The organism is Sphingomonas sp., assembly GCF_019749955.1.
Taxonomy (GTDB): domain Bacteria; phylum Pseudomonadota; class Alphaproteobacteria; order Sphingomonadales; family Sphingomonadaceae; genus Sphingomonas.
Map to the genome: position 1 here is coordinate 24,124 of NZ_JAIEPC010000077.1, position 19,600 is coordinate 43,723.

Here is a 19,600-nt window from a genome sequence, read left to right on the forward strand (position 1 = left end):
TGATGCGTCTGCTGGCCTTGATGGGAACGGCGCTCGCGCTCGTCACCGCGTTTCCTGCGACGGCGCAGGTGCCGCCGCGCTACACACCCAAGCCCTATGTCACGCTTACCCATCCGGCGTGGAGCCGCGACGCGACGCTCTATCAGCTCAACACGCGCCAGTTTACGCCCGAGGGCACGTTCAAGGCGGCCGAAGCGCAACTGCCCCGGCTGAAGGCACTCGGCATCGACATCGTGTGGCTGATGCCAATCCACCCGATCGGCGTGAAGAACCGTAAGGGCAGCCTTGGCAGCCCCTATGCCGTGCGCGATTACCGCGCGGTGAACCCCGAATTCGGGACGATGGCCGATCTCAAGCGCTTCGTGGCCGCCGCGCACAAGCTGGGCATGCATGTCATCCTCGACTGGGTTGCCAATCACAGCGCATGGGACAATCCACTGACAACCCAGCACCCCGACTGGTACGACCATGACTGGAAAGGCGATTTCCGACCGACGCCGTGGTTCGACTGGTCGGACATCATCGACTTCGATTATTCGAAGCCCGGTCTGCGGCAATATATGACGCAATCAATGGCCTATTGGGTGCGTGAAGCCGGTGTCGACGGCTTCCGCTGCGACGTCGCGGGGCTGGTACCGGTTGATTTCTGGGACAATGTCCGCGCCGAACTGTCAGCGATCAAGCCTGTCTTCATGCTGGCGGAGGCCGACACCAGCGAGCTGCACCGCCGCGCCTTCGACGCCAGCTACGCCTGGATGTGGGGCGACACGCTCGCCAATATTTCGCAGGGCAAGGCCGGAGCCGACGCGCTCTACGGCTATTACAGCGCGACCGAAACGTCATGGCCGCATGAAGCGATGCGGATGCTGTTCACCTCGAACCACGACAAGAACAGCTGGGAAGGCACCGAATTCGAACGCTTCGGGCCAAATCTCGACAATGCGATTGTGCTGACCTTCGTCAGCGAAGGGTTGCCGCTGATCTATAACGGGCAGGAAGCGGGCAACGCCAAGCGCCTTGCCTTCTTCGAGCGTGATCCGATTGCGTGGCGCGATCATCCCAATGGCGCGCTGTTCAAACGGCTGATTGCACTGAAAAAGGCGCATCCAGCGCTGTGGAACGGCCAATGGGGTGCACGGATGGTGCCGGTGGTTAACTCCGCGCCGGCGCAAGTGCTGAGCTTCACGCGCACCAAAGGCACCGACAAATTCTTCGCTTTGTTCAACATGTCCGACAAGGCTGTGACGGTGTCGCTGAAGGACGGCCCTTATGCCGGACGCTACATTGATTGGGAGGGCGGCGCGGCTGTGACGCTCGGCGACGGCGCGACGGTGACATTGCCCGCGTGGAGCCACCGCGTGCTGACCGGCGCCAAGTGACGGGCAATGCGTCGCTGATCTTCGTATACAATGCCCCGGACGGCATCGGCGCCGCGCTGATCGATGCCGCGCACAAGCTGATTTCGCCCGCCACCTACCCCTGCTCACTGTGCGCGGTGACGTATGGCGCGGTGGCGATGCGGCGCGACTGGAAAGCCTATCTGGCGCGGCTGCCTTATCCGGTCAAATTCTACCACCGCGATGGATTTCGCCGGGCTTTTCGAGCGCTTGAGGTGGCGTTGCCAGCGGTGCTGATTGCGCAAGGCGACGCCCCGCCGCGCCTGCTGATCGATGCGACGACCCTCGACGCGCAAGCCGATGTCGCCAGCCTGATCGCGACGCTCGATACGGCGCTTGCGGGTGCGCGTTAGGCGCCTGCGCGCCGGTGTGCCAAGGCGCTCCATAGCCAGGGCATCAGCGCGAAGCCCAGTTGCCCGCCCAGCCCGATCACCCCCGGCATCGCCACCAACGAGGCCGCCCAAGCGCTGAGGCTGATCCCGAAGGCGAACACCGCGAGCCCTGCCTCCGCCGCCATCAGCAAGGCAAACGCAACCGCGCCTGCCCCCAGCGCACCTCCGCGCGTCAGACGGGAACTGCGGACAATCCACCGCGCCGCAACCGCGCTGACGATCAGGATCAGCGGCAACTCAACCAGCACCGCCGCCGTCGCCCCGATCGCGGGCGCCAGCCAGAGCGTGCGGATCGTCCCGAACACAAAGGCAATCGCAAAGACGATCGCGAAATAGCGTGCGCCAGCGGCGATCACACGCCCGCCAGCAACCCCTCGCGCGCGATCCGCTCCTTCCACACCAAAGGCGCAAGCTGGTGGACATTCGCCCCGCTCGAATCGACCGCGACCGTCACAGGGAAATCCTCGACCTCGAATTCATAGATCGCTTCCATCCCCAGGTCCGCGAAGCCGACCACGGTCGATCCCTTGATCGCGCGCGCGACCAGATAGGCCGCCCCGCCGACCGCCATCAGATAGGCGCTCTTGCCTTCCGCAATCGCTGCCGTCGCATCGGGCCCGCGCTCGGCCTTGCCGACCATCGCGAGCAGCCCTTGCCCGAGCATCATCCGCGTGAACTTGTCCATGCGCGTCGCGGTGGTCGGCCCCGCCGGACCCACAACCTCGTCGCCGACCGGATCGACCGGCCCGACATAGTAAATCACGCGCCCCGCGAAATCGACCGGCAGCGGCTCACCCCGATCGAGCATGTCCTTGATCCGCTTGTGCGCGGCGTCGCGCCCGGTGAGCATCTTGCCGTTGAGGAGCAACCGGTCGCCCTGCTGCCAGCCCTGCACGATCTCGGGCGTCAGTGTATCGAGGTCGACGCGGATCGCCGCCTTGTCGGGCGTCCAGTTCACGTCGGGCCATTCGGAGAGCTTCGGCGGCTCGAGATACACCGGTCCCGATCCATCAAGCGTGAAATGCGCGTGGCGGGTCGCGGCGCAGTTTGGAATCATCGCAACCGGCTTCGACGCGGCATGCGTCGGCCAGTCGAAAATCTTGACGTCGAGGATCGTCGACAGGCCCCCCAGCCCCTGCGCGCCGATGCCGAGCGCATTGACCTTGTCGTAAATCTCGATCCGCAGCGCCTCGATATCGCTCTGCGCCCCGCGCGCCTTGAGCTGGGCCATATTGATCGGCCCCATCAGCGATTCCTTGGCGAGCAGCATCGCCTTTTCGGCCGTGCCGCCAATGCCTAGCCCAAGCATCCCCGGCGGGCACCAGCCCGCACCCATTTGCGGCAGCATCTCCAGCACCCAATCGACGATCGAATCGCTGGGGTTCATCATCTTGAACTTGCTCTTGTTTTCGCTGCCGCCGCCCTTCGCCGCCACGTCCACCGAAACGGTCGTGCCCGGCACCATTTCGACATGGAGCACGCTCGGCGTGTTGTCGCGGGTGTTGCGGCGGGTGAAGGCCGGGTCGGTCAGGATCGACGCGCGCAGCTTGTTCTCGGGGTTCAGATAAGCCCGGCGCACGCCCTCGTCGATCACCTCCTGCAGCGACCGCGCCGACTCGAGCCGACAGTCCTGCCCCCATTTGACGAACACGGTGACGATGCCGGTGTCCTGGCAGATCGGCCGATGCCCCTCGGCACACATGCGCGAATTGGTGAGGATTTGCGCAATCGCATCCTTCGCCGCTGGCCCCTGCTCGGCCTCATAGGCGACGCCCAGCGCGCGGATATAATCCATCGGGTGGTAATAGCTGATGAACTGGAGCGCGTCGGCGACGCTTTCGATCAGATCGGTTTCGCGGATCGTGACGGTCATTTCGGTCCTCATTCGGCAGAGGGAGCTGCCTTCCCGGCCATAAGCCCGTGCGCAGCCAGCGCCAAGCCGGTTGCCGAATCATCGCACGCGTCAGCGATTCCTTAAGGTCGTTTCGTTACCGCGTTGGTCCACTGCCATGCACGCCTCGAACGCAACAGGATCCGGGTTGAACCAGCACGCCACCACAGCGCGTACCAGCCTTTGGCGAGCTTTGGGGCTGACCGGCCGCAACGACTCGCTGGGCGCGGCGGACTTCGACGGGCAGATTCGGCTGGTCGCGGCGATCTGGCCGTTCACGCTGGTGGTGCAGCTCTGCGCTGCGGTAACCATCCTGCTTGCCGCGCTGATGACCGAACGCATCCCGCTGATCATGCGGGTGGGTGCCGAATCGGTGGCGATGCTGGTGCCGAGCATTATCGCGGTCATCATCCTGAAGGTCCCCGCCTGCCGCCGCTGGACCGCCCATACCCATTGCTGGGCAGCAATCGGCTATGCCGCCGCCGTCGCCGCCGGGCTGGTCGCGCTGTTGTGGGAAGCCAGCCGCCTGCCGTTTGATCGCAGCCAGCTTGCCTGTGTCGTGGCGCTGCTCGGCGCGCTCGGCGGCACTGCCATGGCGATTCATCCGCTGCGCGCGGCGACCTTCGCCTTTTCGGCGGCCATCACGACGATGATCTGGGCGCTGGCCGGGCTCGGCACCGCGACCGGCGTCGCCTTCCTCTGCCTCGCGTGTCTCGCGATCGCCACGCGGCGGCTGGCGATCATGGACGTCACCAGCGCGCGCCGCCAGACCAGCGAATATCGCGAAGGCGCGCTCGCCGCCCGGCTGGTGCGTGAATTCGAAAGCAATGGCACCGGCTGGTTCTGGCAGACCGACCGCGACGGCCAGCTGACCTATTTGTCGCAAAAGGTCGCCGACGCGGTGACCGAACCTGATCTGCCGCCGCTCGGCCGCCCGCTGACATCGGTTTTCCAGATGGACGGATCCGCCCCCGGCACCGAACGCACGCTCGGCTTCCACATGTCGTCGCGCACCGGATTTTCGGACTACACCGTGCGCGCGGTGTCGATGCGCATGCCCGATCACTGGTGGTCGATTTCGGGCCGCCCGGTGATCGACGATAATGGCCGCTTCCAGGGCTTTGTCGGCTCGGGCGCCGACCTGACCGAAAAGCGCCGCGCCGAGGCCCAGATTACCCGCCTCGCGCTGTTCGATGGCCTCACCGGCCTTGCCAACCGCCAGCGCATGCGTGCCTCGCTCGAACAGACGCTCAACCAGCCGGTCGGCCCTTATCGCCCGACCACGATGTTCCTGCTCGATCTCGACCGGTTCAAGGTGGTCAACGATACGCTTGGCCACCAGACCGGCGACATCCTGCTCAAGCAGGTCGCACAGCGGCTGCTCCGCTCGGTCGGCGATGCCGGCCTTGTCGGGCGGCTGGGCGGCGATGAATTCCAGGTCGTGCTGCCGAGCGAAAATGATCCCGAGCGCCTGTCGGACCTCGCGCGCACGATCATCAATGCGCTGTCGCAACCCTATTCGATCGACGGCAACACCGTGACGATCGGCTGTTCGATCGGCGTCGCGATTGCGCCGCAGGACGGCAAGGACCCCGAAACGCTGGTCCGCAATGCCGATCTCGCGCTCTACGCCGCCAAGGCCGAGGGGCGCGGCATCCACCGCTTCTACCGCGAGGAATTGCTGCACGGCGCGCAGAACCGCAAACAGCTCGAAGACGATCTGCGCCACGCGCTGGTGCAGGGCCAGTTCCACCTCGTCTACCAGCCGGTGGTGTCGACCGAAAGCGCCCGCATCGTCGGCTATGAAGCGCTGATCCGCTGGGAGCATCCCGAACGCGGCGCGATCAGCCCCGCCGAATTCATTCCCGTCGCCGAAGATTGCGGGCTCATCGAAACGATCGGTGAATGGGTGCTCCGCACGGCCTGCCTCGAAGCTGCGAAATGGCCGAAGAATGTCCGCGTCGCCGTCAATGTGTCGCCGATCCAGTTCGCCAATCCGACGCTGCCGAGCATTGTCACCAATGCGATTGCCCGCGCCGGCATCGCCGCCAGCCGCCTCGAACTCGAAATCACCGAAGGCGTGTTCCTCGACGAAAGCCAGTCGAGCGACGCGATGTTCAAGAGCCTCAAGGGGATTGGCGTGCGCCTCGCGCTCGACGATTTCGGCACGGGCTATTCATCGCTCGGCTATCTGAAGTCGGCGCCGTTCGACAAGATCAAGATCGACCAGAGCTTCGTGCGCGGCGCCGCGATTGCCGGCAACCGCAACGCCGCGATCATCAAGGCGATCGTCACGCTCGCCGGGTCGCTCGGCATGGAAACCACCGCCGAAGGCGTCGAGACGCAGGACGAGATCGAACTGATCCGCGAACTGGGGTGCAGCCACATCCAGGGCTATGTCTATGGCAAGCCCGCGCGCGCCGAAATCGTGCTCGACGCGCTGATCAAGGGCGAAGGCGCGGCGACCATCTCGGGCTTCCGCGTCAGCCGCGCAAGCCGCACCAAGCTGTTCCGCACCGCAACGCTAGAGGTGGCGGGCGAACGCGGCGAAGTCCGCATCCGCGATATTTCGGCGACCGGCGCGATGATCGACGGCATCGAATTCGGCCGCGACCCGGAGCAGGTCACGCTGCTGATCGAACTGATCGAAGGCCAGATGTTCCCGGCCAGGGTACGCTGGGCGAAGGACGGGCGCGCCGGGATCGAATTCAAGGACCGGTTCAACGTCGCGCGGCTGAATTCGGGCGAAGGGTCGAAGGTCAAGAAGGCGGGGTGAGGGGGGCGTTGCTCGGAGGGGGTGTGCTGACCGCGCGGAGGATTGCGCCGCTACGTCCAGTCGCAGTTCCTACGCTGCAAGAGCACGAGCGGGGATGGCAGCAATCGACCCAAAAGTCGCTGTTCCGGCACGGTGTCGCGAATGTTCGCTCACGCCAAATCCGCTCATTCGACGACCGGGCGCGGAATCACCGACTGTTCGCGGGCAAGTTTGGGACGAACGCCAAGTACCCGTCAGGAGCCGGCGTCGTCCGATATCGGTGCAATCATCTTTCCATCGAACACCAGCAGTTGGCATTCGAATCCCTCTAGAAACCCCTTCACTTTCGAAAGATCCTCACTTGTGGCGATCAAGATCTGGGAACGTCCTTTCGCTATTCTGGACGCCTCCGACAGCAGCATCGCGACGCTCGCCTCTGCTGCCTCCTGCTGTCGGGGCTCGTCGAAAACCACCAGCCCCGGATGATTGGTTTTGCTCCCATGGGCAACGTCAAGCAGCCCGAGCTGATAGGCCCACTTTAATCGAATGCTGTCGCTGGCGGAAAGCTCGAACCCAATCTCGAAGCCCTCCTTCTCCGGCCGGTAGCTGTCGTGCGACACCGTGAGGTCCTTCGCGGGGAAAGTACCGAACCCATACCTGACGAGCTGAGACCTGATCGACGTCTCCAGCTTTAACAGCTTGCCGACGTCCTCGTCGCTCAGCCTCGCTTCCGGAAGGGCAGCGCGTTCAGCCAGCATATCCCGCCAGACTCGTGCCTGCTCGTTCAGCGCATCAAGCTGCTGCTCGAACCGCCCCATCGTGTCGCCGACGCGAAACAGTTCCTGTTCAACGCGAAGTCGTTCTTCGATGAACGCCGCAGAGGCCGCATGTGACGGAGCGATCAGATCGGACTTCAGCGCGCGGAGACGTGCTGACTTACGTCTGACATCCTCACCCGTTGATACCAGTTCCAGGTCTAGTCCGCGGATCATGGCGACCGAGCGATCGACGAGCCGCTTGAACACCTTCCTCTGGGCGCTGAGGTATTCAATGTTGTCCTCAATGGACATCACCGACTCCAACGTTCCCTGTGGCAGAAGCGACTGATCGATCGCCTGCTCACACGTCGGACAGTGGTTGGGGTCGAGCTCGCGTGAAAGCCTGGAGCCGAAATTCTGGAGCTTTAGCGCGTCCTTGTTCTTCTGAAGGTCCTCCTCGAGCTGGGCGATCCGCTGTGCGGTCGACGCCTGCTGGACGAGTTCGGCCTGTCGATCCCGGAAAATCGTAGACCGTTCCGTGTTCAATGACATGATCTGGGCGCTGAGCGCCTCGGCCTCCGCCGCCGCGCCTTCGACCACACCTTCCACCTCGGGGATGGATTCGTTCTTGAGCGTCTCAAGCTGCTCCGCCAGAGCCGCGATGCGCGTCTGCACGCGCAGCCATTCGCCGTTCTGCTGGTATTCCAGATAGGCGTTTTCGATATCGCTTCCCAACGCGGTCGGCGCCATTGGAAGGCGTGCCACTCTAAACCCTGACGCCGTGGCAAGCGCAACGATTGCATCCACAGATTTAGCCCAATCGGTCCTCGCCGCGCCCATGCGCAGTTCGAGGTCCTGGCGCCGAAGCTCCATGTCGTGTGTATCGAAATCCATCAGGAACTCGACGCTTCGCCGGTGGACTTCTCTTATCCTGAACTGAGTTGGTATAGCGCCGGGTATCGCAGTCCAACCCACCTTCTGCTCGACGAAGAACAGTGGAAACAGGGTTTCGACATAGAGCGGGCAGTCGCCGCCATCGAACCTCTTCACCGTCGGCAGGTTCCAGCTCATGAACTCGACCAAGAGCCGGTGGAAGCCAGCCTCCCGCTGAGCGCCGCCAGCGTCGATCACGAAGTAATCGCGGCGGGCATAGTCGCCCGGACCTTCGGTTAGCTCCGGGCCACCAATGACGCTTATCAGCCGTCGATCACCTTCGGCGATGACGTTGCGCCGCACCGTCATCATCTGACCACTGCCGTTCTCAATCTCTACGGCGACGTATGACTCAAGGATTTTGTGCTCGACTCCGTTGGCGGGATTCTGGACGTAGTCGCGCATTGCGTAGGAAAGAGGGATCTCCCTCCTCGGGCTGAGCATCTGCTCAAGACCTAGAGCATATAAAAACGCGTGGAGGACCGTCGACTTACCGGACGTGTTCGGCGCGTGGAGAACGGTCAGTCCGCCGTTGAGCCTTACGTCGGTTCCGTATAGACCGCCAGTCGTTTCAGCGCGCAGCCTGATATGCCTGATGCGGAGCATCAGAGCGCTTCCATCTTCATTATCCGCTCCACCACTTGCTCTGTCGTCAGCTTGCCGATGTGCTCAAGAAATGATGCTTCATCCTCGAGCAGCTTCTCCTTCCGGATCGCCGCAGCAGCCTTCTTGCCCTCGTCAGACAGCACCAGGGCTTTGCCGTCTTGAACGTGCACAAGACCGCTGGCGGCAGCGAACGCCGCTGCCCGGTTTACCCAAGGCTCGATGCGGACCGAAAGGTCAACCGGCGCCCTACGCCTTGCAACGACCTCACGCATCTGGTGTCGCGATTTAGCCGTGCGGCTCAAATGGGCGAGAAAATGAACCTTCTGAAGACTGCAACGCTGCCCGCGCGACGAAGCCAGAACGAGAAGAAGCAGCGAGACGCCCCAACCAAGGCGTAGGTCGCCTGGGATCGGCTCGGGGCGCTGCGTCACCGAGAACTCGCCGGTCAGCTTCGACCGGATGCGATTTGCCTCTTCCATATCAGTCGAGCTTCAGCGGGCAGCGCATGAGCCAATCGCTCACGGCACCAAGTGCGATCATATCGGCCGTGCCGGGATCGAGGTTTGGAACTGCCGCTAGTATCGCGGTCTTCAGCGAGTCGATCTCGGCGTCTAGGGGGTCGCCGACAAGCTTGCGCGATCCGAACCGCAAGCGCCTCAACCTTTCCGAGATTAGGCGGACGACGTTCTCATAGGCGTCCGGCGCCATGGAACGCAGCGCGTCCTTTGCATTCTCTGATTGAACGAACACGCGGAGCAGATCATCGACGACGTCCTCCAACTCGCCGGGGTCTGACACGCGCTTCACCATTTTTGCGCGAAGATTGTCGGCTAGGTTCTGATCCCCGTCGGATACAGCCGCAACGTCTTCGTCGGTGGGCTCCGGCACTATCGGGCGGATACGCTTCCGCAGAAGCATCCTTTGATTCCACGTGTCTGCGTCGAAGGTCTCTCGATCCTGAATGATGATCTGGAAGTCGTCATCAACATACGGCAGTTTCTTCGCCCTGACCTCGGCCGCCTTCTTCACCGCGTGCTCGACCACCGCTTTGCTGTCATGCAGGGGCACGGCCAGTATCCAGCGCTTGATTTTCTGGCCCTTTAGGATGTTGGCAGCACCGCCACTCAGATCGCAAAACTTCTTGATGTCGGTCGTGATCTTCGACTTCTGCTTGTCCGCACGGACCGCGACGCCGACCGGCTCTTGGACGGCGTAGCATTGGTACACGAGCTGCTCATGCAGGCAGATGAAGTCGAGTCCGCAATCACCGAGATGCTTTGCTGGGACCTTCTGAACGTTGTGCGCGCCGTGTTCCGTCTGGAGTAGTTGAAGGACTTGAGCTTCCCACTCGTCGCCGTCCCAAATGTCGGGTTCGCTAGCCAAAGCCCTAGTAGTCCCCGCCCGACGAAAATTCGTGGCCCAGCAGGTCCGGTTCGAAGATCCAGAATATTCGGTTATTCAACAATCTCCCCCTTCGGATTTAACTTGGTACGCTAGATTTTAACTTGGCACGTTAGATAAGCAACAGCCGATTGTCGGCTCGTCACAAGAGCCGCGTTTCAGCCTCTCGCGCTAGAGCTGGAGGCTTGCCCCAATGCCCACCGCTCGGGCTAGGCGGCGTGACTCAGTTCCGACCCCACCCCACCAATATATTTTCGTTCTCCCCTCGTTCTCTTGCGTTTCCCCAACCCCGCCTACGTCCACGCGTCGCGGCTGTGGATCGACTCCCGCGCGCCATGAACCGAGTCATATGAGCGACGAACCGAGTCCCTAAACTGTCATTTACCGTCTTGCGTGCTGCGGCGAATGGGCACAATCTGTTGTGGTCGAGTTCGGGGGCGAACCCAAGCGCTGGTAGATCGGTCACCGCAACCCCAGGTTGTGGAACGGGATATCCTGCACTGTGCACGAGATGGTGATCACTTTTTGTTCTCGTCGTGCGGCTCGTCGGTGATAACATGGGGGTTCGCCCCTGAGTCGAATCAGCGTCGGACCAACGAAGGTCCGCGAGGCAGGGATGGAGCAGTGATGGATTTTCGGGAAGGCCAGGACGCGAACATGGACAGCATCGTACAGGACGCGGTCGACGCAGCGGCGACCGCCGTCGCCACCGCCAAGGCCCCACGCGACAGCAAATCGGTGAAGCCGCAACCCTATCCGGTCGAGGTCGATCATGGCCGCGACGCGCTGCTCACCGATTTCGGCAAGGATACGCTGCGCGACCGCTATCTGCTGCCCGGCGAATCGTTTCAGGATTTGTTCGTGCGCGTCGCCTCGGCCTATGCCGACAATGCCGGTCACGCCCAGCGCATCTATGACTATATCTCGAAGCTGTGGTTCATGCCGGCGACCCCCGTGCTGTCGAACGGCGGCACCGGGCGCGGGTTGCCGATTTCCTGCTATCTCAATTCGGTGCCCGACAGCCTCGAAGGCATTGTCCAGACGTGGAACGAGAATGTCTGGCTCGCGTCGCGTGGCGGCGGCATCGGCACTTATTGGGGCAATGTCCGCGGCATTGGCGAGCCGGTGGGCCTGAACGGCAAGACCAGCGGCATCATTCCGTTCGTGCGGGTGATGGATTCGCTCACGCTCGCGATTTCGCAAGGAAGTCTGCGGCGCGGGTCGGCGGCCTGCTATCTCGACATCAGCCACCCGGAGATTGAGGAATTCCTCGAAATCCGCAAACCCAGTGGCGATTTCAACCGCAAGGCGCTGAACCTCCACCACGGCGTGCTGATCCCCGATGCGTTCATGGAAGCGGTGCGCGCCGGGGCCGAATGGAATCTGCTCAGCCCCAAGGATGGCTCGGTGCGCGGCACGGTCGATGCGCGCAGCCTGTTCCAGAAGCTGGTCGAAACCCGGCTGGCGACGGGGGAGCCGTACATCGTCTTCGCCGATCATGTGAACAAGGCGATGCCGCAGCATCACCGCGATGTCGGGCTCAAGGTCTCGACTTCGAACCTGTGCAGCGAGATTACGCTGCCGACCGGCAAGGACCAGTTCGGCAAGGATCGCACCGCCGTGTGCTGCCTGTCATCGCTCAATCTCGAAACCTGGGATCAGTGGAAGGACGACAAGGGCTTTATCGAGGATGTGATGCGCTTCCTCGACAATGTGCTGCAGGATTATATCGACCGCGCCGAGCCGGGGATGGAGCGCGCCGCTTATTCCGCCACGCGCGAGCGCTCGGTCGGCCTCGGCGTGATGGGCTTCCACAGTTTTCTGCAAGCGCGCGGGCTGCCGTTCGAGGGCGCGATGGCCAAGCAGTACAACCTGCGCATCTTCAAGCACATCCGCGCGCAGGTCGATGAGGCATCGATGCAGCTCGCGGTCGAACGCGGCCCCTGCCCCGATGCCGCCGATCAGGGCGTGATGGAGCGCTTTTCGTGCAAGATGGCGATCGCGCCGACCGCGTCGATCAGCATCATCTGCGGCGGGACGAGCGCGTGCATCGAGCCGATCCCGGCCAACATCTACACCCACAAGACGCTGTCGGGCAGCTTCTCGATCCGCAATCCCTATCTGGAAAAATTGCTGATCGACAAGGCGAAGAACAGCGAAGGCGTGTGGAGCACGATCCTGGAGAACGGTGGCTCGGTGCAGCACCTCGATTTCCTCAGCCAGGAGGAAAAGGACTGCTACAAAACGAGCTTCGAGATCGACCAGCGCTGGCTGATCGAACTTGCCGCCGATCGCACGCCCTATATCGACCAGTCGCAATCGCTCAACCTGTTCATCCCGGCTGATGTCGAGAAATGGGACCTGCTGATGCTCCACTTCCGCGCATGGGAGCTGGGCGTGAAATCGCTCTATTACCTCCGCTCAAAGTCGATCCAGCGCGCAGGCTTCGCGGGCGGCGTCGAAGCCGACAACACCGCCGAGCCGAAGAAGATCGAGCTGGGCGAAAGCACGGACTATGACGAGTGTCTGGCGTGTCAGTGATCATCGGTCAATTCAGCTAAGGCGATCGGCAAATGGATCAGCGGACGGGATGCATGGGCATCGCTGCGCTTGGTGGCTTGGTGCTGTTGCTGCTGCTCTTGATCGGGTGGCCGCAATACCGTGTCTATGCGCAGCGGCTGGCGGGCGAAGCGGCGCTCGCCGAGGCGCAATCATCGCGCCAAGTGGCCATCCTTGAGGCGCGCGCCAAGAAGGAAAGCGCGATCTCGCTCGCCGAAGCCGAAGTCATTCGCGCGAAGGGCGCGGCCGAGGCCAATGCGATTCTGCAGAACAGCCTTGGCGGCCCCGAAGGCTATCTGCGTTATTTGCAGATTCAGGCGCTTGAGGATTCGAAAGCATCGCTGATCTATGTGCCGACCGAGGCCGGTCTGCCCGTCACCGAAGCCCGGCGGCTGGACGAAGCCAAGTGACCGGTGGTTGCCTATGCCAGCCCGCCACCCCCGCCGCGCGGGGGCAGCAGACAGGTGCTTACTTCTCTTCTTCGAACGTCACCGCCACATCGGCGTTCGCCGACAGCCGCACCTTGTCGCCTTCGACATCGGCGACGAGCGCGAGCGGGATGAAGTGATGATGATCGCCATGCGGGCCGCTATGCGTCTTGGTGAGCTGAATCCGCTCGCCCTTGACATGGTCGACGGTGCCGACGTGGACGCCGTCGGCGCCGATCACGTCCATATGGTCCTTGATGCGGTCCTTGATCGGGTGGTCGTGCGCCATCGTCGTTCCTCCGTCATGATGATGCGCCCTGAACGCGCGGGCACGCGTTTGGGTGCATGTCCGTCATCATTCAGGAGCCATTGATCATGCCCCCCGCCCGTCACCGCCTCCGCCTCGCCGCGCCCGTCGTCGCCGCACTCGCGCTCGCCGCGTGCACCGCGCAGCAATCGGCGAGCGGGGTCGCGCCCGATGGCCCCGGCTTCCTGCTCGGGCTGTGGCACGGCTTCATCTTCCCCGTCGCGTGGGTCGCGTCGATCTTCGTGCCCGACATCGCGGTCTATGCCGTGCCCAATAATGGCGGCTGGTATGATTTCGGCTATTTCCTCGGCATCGTCGTGTTTGGCGTCGGCGCGCGGGGGACGCAGAAAGTCTATGTCGAGCGCACCGTCGTGCGGCGGGAACGGCGATGAACGATCTGATCTCCGCACCGCTGGTGATGGCGGTCGTCGCACTGCTCGTGCTGGGCGGCACCGCGTTCACGCTCACGCGGCCCGCGACGAGCGAAGCCGCGATCTACCGCCGCCGCATCGCCGGCACGATGCTCGGCGCAGGCGCCATCATCCTCGGCGGCTTCGCTTATGCGCTCTCAAGTTGGGGCCAAGGCCGATGACATCTCCGCCGATGACGCCCGCCCCCGCGCACCCCATATTCTAATCAAGCACCGAAAGGCCCAACATGTCCCTCCTCTCCGCCCGCAAAACCTACAAGCCGTTCGAATATCCCTGGGCCTATGAATTCTGGAAGCGCCAGCAGCAGATCCACTGGATGCCTGAGGAAGTGCCGCTCGGCGAGGATTGCCGCGACTGGGCGCAGAAGATCAGCGAGCATGAACGCAACCTGCTGACGCAGATCTTCCGCTTCTTCACCCAGGCCGATGTCGAGGTGCAGGATTGCTACCACGACAAATATGGCCGCGTGTTCAAGCCGACCGAAATCAAGATGATGCTGGCGGCGTTCAGCAACATGGAAACGGTGCACATCGCCGCCTATTCGCACCTGCTCGACACGATCGGCATGCCCGAAAGCGAGTACGGCATGTTCCTCGAATATAGCGAGATGAAGGACAAGCACGACTATCTGCAGCGCTTCAACGTCGACACTGACGAGGACATCGCGCGCACGCTGGCGATGTTCGGCGGCTTTACCGAAGGGCTGCAATTATTCGCCAGCTTCGCGATGCTGATGAACTTTCCGCGCTTCAACAAGATGAAGGGCATGGGCCAGATCGTGAGCTGGTCGGTGCGCGACGAAAGCCTGCACTGCGAAGGCATCGTCCGGCTGTTCCACGAATTCTGCAAGGAGCGCGACTGCCTGACCAAGGCAGTCAAGGACGACATCATGGATGTGTGCCAGACGACGGTGCGGCTCGAGGATGCGTTCATCGATCTCGCGTTCGAACAAGGCCCGGTGACGGGGATGACGCCCAAGGAAATCAAGAAATACATCCGCTACATCGCCGACTGGCGGCTGGGGCAGTTACAACTGAAGCCGATCTACATGATCGAGGAACACCCCCTCCCCTGGCTCGCGCCTTTGCTGAACGGCGTCGAGCACGCCAATTTCTTCGAACAGCGCGCGACGGAATACTCCAAGGGCGCGACGCGGGGGAATTGGAACGAAGTGTGGGATTCGTTCGACAAGCGCCAGAAGGTGAAGACGGTCCCGGCGGCGAATGAGGATGCGGGCGAGGGTGAGGGGGATATGTTTGCGCGGGCGGGGATTGCGGCTGAATGAGCTATTGAATTTAAGATGATTTAGAATAACCTCTACGCAAGGTGGGGATTATTCTATGCCTTTGGAAATTCGGTTCTCTGGCCTCGAAGCTGCTCGGAACCGTATCGAAGCAAATGAAGGGCTGGAATCTCTTGCTGGGCTTGCTCATGCAGCAACGTTAGTCGCCCATTTCACAGCGACCGGAGTCGTCAGGCAGCGACAGCCCTATGCAGACACTCTGAGGTTCTTCTTTGAGGAAACCAGGCCGGGCAGCCTAAGCGCATTGTTAGCGCTAGGCGGCGACCTCGCGATGGGCGCCGCAGGAAATGCAATATACGATTTGCTCAAGGTAGTTTGGAAGCGGGCGACGGGAACAGGCGACGACGGTGACGTTGAACTAAATGGAGTTGTCTATCGATCAGGGGACATCGACGCGCTCACGGAGGCTGTGGCTCCATCGCTTCTCCGAGGTCACGCTTGGATAAACCACCACGAGCAGCAAATACAAATCAAGACTGGTAGGCAAATTCTCGTTGATTTTAATCAAGGAACAAAAGAATATCTCAAGAATGAGATTACCGAAGAGGGAGAAAGTGTCCAAGATGTTTCCGTTGCTGCGTTGAATGTAAATTCAAGGCACGGGCGGGTTTACTTTTTTGATTTGGGGAGAACGATCCCTTTTAGGGTCGACAAGACAGCCGAGCTTAGGACTATCTCCAACCTTTCGAGGTATCTTACACAATACGCGGACAGAACAGGCGCGACCGTTAACATTCGATTCAAGAAGATATTCTACGTAGATGGAAAACTTAAGAGAATCATAATATATGATTGCTTCGGAATTGAAGGCGTTGAATAGAATTTGATCAAATATAAACATTTATATCGATCTGCAATCCAACCGAATTTCAAATAATTTTAGAAATATGGCGATGTATCACTTCTTTGATTATATTCGCTAAATCTTTCTTTTTATGATCTGAGCCCGATTTGCTTTCCGAAAAATAGCGACCGAGTACTCTATTTAATGAATCGATAGGTGCCGCGCTCGTCGACAAACTCGACGCGACCGCGATCACGCATCTCCTGTAATTCGCGGCTCAGCGTCATAGCTGGTGTGAGCCCCACTGATCCTGTTTGGGAGAGGATCTGATCTAGTTCGCGGTCGATCAACTCCTGACGTGTAAAAACAACGTCGCCTTTCGCTGCAACATGCCGCTCCACTGCCGCTTCAACAGCAGCAGTCCAAGAAATAGCCATCAAATCGTATCCATTTTGGATGCATCCAATCACTAGACTGTATCGCCCAGCTTTTACCGGCCATAACGCTAGGGCATCGGAGGCATAAAATGAAGGTCGAATTTGTCTGCAACAGATGCGGCGGTGACGACGTTTCCCGTGACGCTTGGGCCAACTGGGATACGAGCACGCAAGCTTGGGTACTGGGCGCGGTGTTCGACTACGCTCACTGCCACAAATGCGAATCCGAGACCCGACTTGTCGAGCGCACGTTCAAAAGTGAGCGAGCATGATCGAAGTCACAAACGCAACTCGCGCAAATTCGGCACTCGGTGCGCTAAAGGAGTTCGTCGAACAGACAAACGTCGACACCGCGCGTGATGCCATCGCCGACATGATCTGCAACCTGATCCACCTCCCACGCGGTCGTGGCCTCGATCCCGAGCGCTTAGTAAAGCAGGCGCTTGGCATGGCAGCGGAGGAGGCCGCAGAAGACCCTGAGGGCGATATGGAAGCGGTGCAACAGGCATTTCGTACTCTCCTATCCGAGGACGATTAAGCGGCCTGATCGAGAAAATCCATTTTCCAACACGAACCTTTTTGGTTATATGACTCGGCTCCCCAACGTCCCGGAGCTACCCGATGCCCAAGTCCCAGACCCCCGACACCCTCGCCTTCGCCCCCGCCACCCTTCGCGAGCGCCACAACGGCTGGAGTGCCGAGCGGCAGCGCGATTTCATTGCCGCGCTCGCCGATAGCGGGTGCATCACGCTTGCTTGTCGCGCGGTCGGGGTCTCGCCGCAATCGGCCTATCGCTTGCGGCGGCACCCCAAGGGCAAACCGTTCGCGCTCGCGTGGGACCGCAGCACTGCGCTGTGCAAGTGTCCGGCTCGTGAGCATTGCTTACGAACGCGCGATTGAGGGGACGCGTAAACAATATTGGCGCGACGGCAAGCTGATCGGCGAGACGGTCAATCCTTCCGACGCGCTGCTGATGTTTCTGCTAACCAAGAGCGACCCGAACCGTTTTGGTTCTCAGGCCGATCGCCTGCCGATGTTCCCCGATCCCGCTGGCGATGCCCGGGCGGCGATCCCCCGGCTGATCGGGGCGCTGGGCGACGTCGACTTGCCCGCAGACGGATTGACGACGGGCGACGCGTGAATGGTGAGAGCGATTTTCATTTAGGTCGTCACTTTCATCACTTTTGACACTTGGGCCCCTACTCCACCGACACCCGCCCGCGCCCGGCTTTCACCACGCTGCGCCCCTTTTTCTCGTCCACCCGCTTGGCCTTGGCGGTTTTCGAGGGCTTGGTCTTCACCCGGCGCACCGGGCGCTGGTGCGCCGCCACGATCAGCGCAGTGGCGCGGTCGCGGGCGTCGGCGCGGTTGGCTTCCTGGGTGCGGTGCTTGCGCGCGGTGATCAGCAGCGTGCCGGTCGCGGTGAGCTTGCTGCCCGCCAGCCCCTTCAGCCGGGCGTACACATCAGGCGCGAGGCCGAGCGCGAAGACGTCGACGCGGAGCTGGCAGGCGGTCGCGACCTTGTTGACATTCTGCCCGCCGGGGCCGGTCGCGGCGAGGAATTTTTCCTCGATCGCGCTTTCGGGAAGGATGAAGTCAGCCATGATCCGATACGGCGTCGGCAGCGGCGGGGGCGGCAGGCGGCGCGGTCGGATCGACGGGCCCGGTCGCGTTCGGCTCGACATGGTCGAACCCGGCTGCGGCGAAACGCGGCGGCGTGGGTGCGATTGCGTGCACCGGCGGCTTGGCCCCGCGCGGCACGCTGAGTTCGGCGGCGTGGAGCAGCATCCCGTGCGGCCCAGCCTTGCCGTACACCGGGTCACCCGCGACCGGGCAGCCGAGCCCTTCGGCGGCGTGGACGCGGATCTGGTGGGTGCGGCCGGTCTCGGGGCGGAATTCGACCAGCGACTGGCCCCCCTCGCTGCGGATCAGCCGCCAATGCGTGCGCGATGGCTTGCCCTTGGCATCGCCGGTCATCCGCCAGCCGGTCTCGGCGGTGCTGACCTTGATGAGGGCGAGGTCGATCAGCCCGCTCTCGCCCTCGGGCACGCCGTCGAGCACGGCGATATAGCGCTTGGCGACGGTCCCCGCCTCGAACGCCGCCTGAAAGCGTGCCTGCGCCTTGGGGTTGCGCGAGAGGAGCAGGCAGCCGCTGGTGTCGCGGTCGAGCCGGTGGACCGCGACCGGCCAGCGCTGAAAGCCGAAGGTCAGCCCCTGCAGATGGTTGTCGAGGGACAGGCCCCCGTCGCGTGGGCTATCGACCGGCAGCCCGCTGGGCTTGTCGATGACGATCGCCTCGGCGTCGATGAAAAGAACATGATCGGCAAGCATGCAACCGCCCTTGCCAGTCTTGGCGCCGACATGCCAGAGCTAGGACAAATCGAGGCGCCCGGGGGAATCATGAAGCACGCGATGGTGGCCGCGCTGGCATGGCTGGCGGTGTCGGGCGAAGCCGCTCGCGGCGAGCTGTTGTGCCCGACGCAGGATGTGGCGGCGGTCGACGGGCGGATGCTGGGGCATATCCGCTATGACGAGGCGCGCCCGACCGATCTGGTGGCGGCACCGCCGGGCTTTGCGATTGGTGCGCCGTGCCGGGTACGGCCCGAGGTTGCTTATGATCTGGGGCGGATGCTGGCGGCGGCGGATGCCGATCCGCAAGTGAAGGGGCGGCTGCGGGCGGTATCCTGCTATCGGTCGATCGCGCATCAGCGGCAGGTGTTTTGCAGCGCGATCGGCCCGAAGAAGCGCGCGCGCGATGCCGCCGACCGCGCGCGCTTTGTGGGGCCGCCGGGCTATAGCGAGCATGCGACGGGCTATGCGATCGATTTCGGCACGCGCCCGTCGCGCGGCTGCGCCGATGTGTCGTCGTGCTTTGCGGGCACGGCGGCGGGGCGCTGGCTGATGCTGCACGGCCCCGACTATGGCTTTGAGCTGAGCTTTCCGGCGGGTAATGCGCAAAGCGTGTCGTGGGAGCCGTGGCATTGGCGCTGGGTCGGCACGTCGATGCTGATCCCCGGCGCGAGCGCGGCGCGCGCGACCTTTGCGACGGCGCGGACGATTTTTCCGGCGCGACCGACGACGGGCGACAGCGCGGCGCGGGCTTTGGCCCCCGCGCCGGGCTTTATCATGCAGCGTTGAGCGGCTGGTGTGAATCGGCCTGCAATATTGACCCCGTTCGGGGCTGATCGGCTTTCAAAATTGACCCCCTGAACGGATGC

Annotated in this window: 22 protein-coding genes; 13 read left to right on the forward strand and 9 right to left on the reverse strand. The window is 62.3% G+C overall.

The genetic code is table 11. From position 1 onward, the window contains the following. Positions 1 to 2 precede the first annotated feature (2 nt). Positions 3 to 1,379 (forward strand): alpha-amylase family glycosyl hydrolase, encoded by a 1,377-nt coding sequence (locus K2W81_RS13670; RefSeq protein ID WP_294105257.1) that lies wholly within the window; start codon positions 3 to 5, stop codon positions 1,377 to 1,379. Beyond that, positions 1,376 to 1,750, forward strand: a complete 375-nt coding sequence (locus tag K2W81_RS13675) for a hypothetical protein (RefSeq protein WP_294105259.1) — start codon at positions 1,376 to 1,378, stop codon at positions 1,748 to 1,750. The genes K2W81_RS13670 and K2W81_RS13675 overlap by 4 nt, the downstream gene beginning before the upstream one ends. On the opposite strand, the gene K2W81_RS13680 is transcribed toward K2W81_RS13675, so the two are convergent. Then, complete coding sequence (locus K2W81_RS13680) at positions 1,747 to 2,145, reverse strand: hypothetical protein (RefSeq protein WP_294105260.1); 399 nt, start codon at positions 2,143 to 2,145, stop codon at positions 1,747 to 1,749. The two genes, K2W81_RS13675 and K2W81_RS13680, sit on opposite strands and share 4 nt — an antisense overlap. After that, the gene (locus K2W81_RS13685; protein WP_294105262.1) at positions 2,142 to 3,662 is read right to left on the reverse strand and encodes a fumarate hydratase; all 1,521 of its coding nucleotides are present in this window, start codon (positions 3,660 to 3,662) and stop codon (positions 2,142 to 2,144) included. Before K2W81_RS13685 ends, K2W81_RS13680 begins: the two co-directional genes overlap by 4 nt. A 166-nt stretch (positions 3,663 to 3,828) precedes the next feature. Between K2W81_RS13685 and K2W81_RS13690 the strand changes: the two genes are divergently transcribed. Then, a complete protein-coding gene (locus K2W81_RS13690; protein ID WP_366932262.1) occupies positions 3,829 to 6,456 on the forward strand; it encodes an EAL domain-containing protein in 2,628 nt (875 codons plus the stop codon). Positions 6,457 to 6,689: 233 nt separating this feature from the next. Here K2W81_RS13690 and K2W81_RS13695 read toward each other — a convergent pair whose 3' ends face one another. From K2W81_RS13695 to K2W81_RS13705, 3 genes are read right to left on the reverse strand one after another with little or no spacing between them, the layout of a single operon-like run. Beyond that, positions 6,690 to 8,732, reverse strand: coding sequence for an AAA family ATPase (locus K2W81_RS13695; protein ID WP_294105264.1), 2,043 nt, complete (start codon positions 8,730 to 8,732; stop codon positions 6,690 to 6,692). Beyond that, a complete protein-coding gene (locus K2W81_RS13700; RefSeq protein ID WP_294105267.1) occupies positions 8,732 to 9,211 on the reverse strand; it encodes a hypothetical protein in 480 nt (159 codons plus the stop codon). Before K2W81_RS13700 ends, K2W81_RS13695 begins: the two co-directional genes overlap by 1 nt. Before the next feature lies 1 nt (position 9,212). Beyond that, positions 9,213 to 10,115, reverse strand: coding sequence for a hypothetical protein (locus K2W81_RS13705; protein WP_294105269.1), 903 nt, complete (start codon positions 10,113 to 10,115; stop codon positions 9,213 to 9,215). A gap of 645 nt (positions 10,116 to 10,760) precedes the next feature. Here K2W81_RS13705 and K2W81_RS13710 point away from each other — a divergent pair. Together K2W81_RS13710 and K2W81_RS13715 are read left to right on the forward strand one after the other, a co-directional pair. Further along, positions 10,761 to 12,674 (forward strand): ribonucleoside-diphosphate reductase subunit alpha, encoded by a 1,914-nt coding sequence (locus K2W81_RS13710; RefSeq protein ID WP_294105271.1) that lies wholly within the window; start codon positions 10,761 to 10,763, stop codon positions 12,672 to 12,674. Positions 12,675 to 12,706: 32 nt separating this feature from the next. Continuing rightward, positions 12,707 to 13,102: a membrane protease subunit gene (locus K2W81_RS13715; protein ID WP_294105275.1), complete on the forward strand. Its 396-nt coding sequence runs from the start codon at positions 12,707 to 12,709 to the stop codon at positions 13,100 to 13,102. A gap of 58 nt (positions 13,103 to 13,160) precedes the next feature. Here K2W81_RS13715 and K2W81_RS13720 read toward each other — a convergent pair whose 3' ends face one another. Continuing rightward, on the reverse strand, positions 13,161 to 13,409 hold the full coding sequence (locus tag K2W81_RS13720) for a DUF2171 domain-containing protein (RefSeq protein ID WP_294105278.1): 249 nt from the start codon (positions 13,407 to 13,409) through the stop codon (positions 13,161 to 13,163). A gap of 86 nt (positions 13,410 to 13,495) precedes the next feature. Here K2W81_RS13720 and K2W81_RS13725 point away from each other — a divergent pair, with 86 nt between their 5' ends. From K2W81_RS13725 to K2W81_RS13740, 4 genes are all read left to right on the forward strand, one after another. Continuing rightward, positions 13,496 to 13,819 carry a hypothetical protein gene (locus tag K2W81_RS13725; RefSeq protein WP_294105306.1) on the forward strand — a complete coding sequence of 108 codons (324 nt, stop codon included), beginning with the start codon at positions 13,496 to 13,498 and terminating at the stop codon, positions 13,817 to 13,819. After that, positions 13,816 to 14,019, forward strand: coding sequence for a hypothetical protein (locus K2W81_RS13730; RefSeq protein ID WP_294105281.1), 204 nt, complete (start codon positions 13,816 to 13,818; stop codon positions 14,017 to 14,019). Before K2W81_RS13725 ends, K2W81_RS13730 begins: the two co-directional genes overlap by 4 nt. 65 nt (positions 14,020 to 14,084) lie before the next feature. Then, complete coding sequence (locus K2W81_RS13735) at positions 14,085 to 15,143, forward strand: ribonucleotide-diphosphate reductase subunit beta (RefSeq protein WP_294105283.1); 1,059 nt, start codon at positions 14,085 to 14,087, stop codon at positions 15,141 to 15,143. Between the two features lie 55 nt (positions 15,144 to 15,198). Then, positions 15,199 to 15,981, forward strand: a complete 783-nt coding sequence (locus K2W81_RS13740) for a hypothetical protein (RefSeq protein WP_294105286.1) — start codon at positions 15,199 to 15,201, stop codon at positions 15,979 to 15,981. 161 nt (positions 15,982 to 16,142) lie between these two features. Here K2W81_RS13740 and K2W81_RS13745 read toward each other — a convergent pair whose 3' ends face one another. Continuing rightward, positions 16,143 to 16,382, reverse strand: a complete 240-nt coding sequence (locus tag K2W81_RS13745; protein ID WP_294105287.1) for a hypothetical protein — start codon at positions 16,380 to 16,382, stop codon at positions 16,143 to 16,145. Positions 16,383 to 16,650: 268 nt separating this feature from the next. Between K2W81_RS13745 and K2W81_RS13750 the strand changes: the two genes are divergently transcribed. The 3 genes from K2W81_RS13750 (at position 16,651) to K2W81_RS13760 (ending at position 17,523) form a co-directional block, all read left to right on the forward strand. Then, complete coding sequence (locus tag K2W81_RS13750) at positions 16,651 to 16,920, forward strand: hypothetical protein (RefSeq protein WP_294105289.1); 270 nt, start codon at positions 16,651 to 16,653, stop codon at positions 16,918 to 16,920. A gap of 83 nt (positions 16,921 to 17,003) precedes the next feature. Further along, entirely contained in the window at positions 17,004 to 17,282 is a 279-nt protein-coding gene (locus K2W81_RS13755) for a hypothetical protein (RefSeq protein WP_294105291.1), read from the forward strand. Next, complete coding sequence (locus K2W81_RS13760) at positions 17,254 to 17,523, forward strand: hypothetical protein (RefSeq protein WP_294105293.1); 270 nt, start codon at positions 17,254 to 17,256, stop codon at positions 17,521 to 17,523. The genes K2W81_RS13755 and K2W81_RS13760 overlap by 29 nt, the downstream gene beginning before the upstream one ends. 58 nt (positions 17,524 to 17,581) lie before the next feature. Here the strand turns inward: K2W81_RS13760 and arfB are convergent, their stop codons facing one another. Beyond that, on the reverse strand, positions 17,582 to 17,986 hold the full coding sequence (gene arfB / locus K2W81_RS13765) for an alternative ribosome rescue aminoacyl-tRNA hydrolase ArfB (RefSeq protein ID WP_294105295.1): 405 nt from the start codon (positions 17,984 to 17,986) through the stop codon (positions 17,582 to 17,584). Continuing rightward, on the reverse strand, positions 17,979 to 18,713 hold the full coding sequence (locus K2W81_RS13770; protein ID WP_294105298.1) for an RluA family pseudouridine synthase: 735 nt from the start codon (positions 18,711 to 18,713) through the stop codon (positions 17,979 to 17,981). The genes arfB and K2W81_RS13770 overlap by 8 nt, the downstream gene beginning before the upstream one ends. Positions 18,714 to 18,782: 69 nt before the next feature. Between K2W81_RS13770 and K2W81_RS13775 the strand changes: the two genes are divergently transcribed. Next, positions 18,783 to 19,520 carry a M15 family metallopeptidase gene (locus K2W81_RS13775; RefSeq protein WP_294105300.1) on the forward strand — a complete coding sequence of 246 codons (738 nt, stop codon included), beginning with the start codon at positions 18,783 to 18,785 and terminating at the stop codon, positions 19,518 to 19,520. The last annotated feature ends 80 nt before the right edge of the window (positions 19,521 to 19,600 follow it).